This is a genomic window from Pseudoalteromonas sp. MMG024 (assembly GCF_021654175.1).
Lineage (GTDB): Bacteria > Pseudomonadota > Gammaproteobacteria > Enterobacterales > Alteromonadaceae > Pseudoalteromonas.
In genome coordinates this window covers 1-462 of sequence record NZ_JAKFZO010000063.1, presented here as the reverse complement: position 1 = coordinate 462, position 462 = coordinate 1, and the positions used below count along the sequence as shown (strand labels likewise).

General features: G+C 51.5%; 1 protein-coding gene. It reads left to right on the top strand.

Annotated features, from left to right (window positions below; translation table 11 throughout):
- A partial coding sequence (locus L1068_RS21870; RefSeq protein ID WP_237131968.1) for a transposase occupies nucleotides 1-462 on the top strand: 462 nt, incomplete at both ends.

Genomic DNA, 462 nt, shown 5'->3' with positions numbered 1-462 from the left:
CTGGTACGGATTGAGACTCTTCTCTGTTGACGGAACCCAATTCAAAACCCATGACACGCAGGCCCTTGCCGAGCACTTGCACGATGTCGCCTTTGGTCCGAGTTCCACCGGGGAAGTGAACTACGCCAAGAAGCTGGCGATGTCGGTTCCTGCCGACTCTCTGACCATTTTTGATCGCTGTTACTTAAGCGCTGAACTGATGCTCAACTGGCAGCGCCAACATGGTTCAAGCCACTGGATGACGCCGGTGAAATCCAACACAAAATATGAAGTGGTAGAGCAGCTGGACAAAGAAGGACGTGACTTCATCGTTGAAATGAAGGTCTCTGGACATGCCAGAAAGCAAGACCCAAGCCTGCCTGAGAAATGGCGGGCAAGACTCGTGTTATATCCGGAAAAAACCCAGCCAAATCACATCAAAGGCGTGCTCACCTCACTGGCGGACAAACAGTATGAAACCCT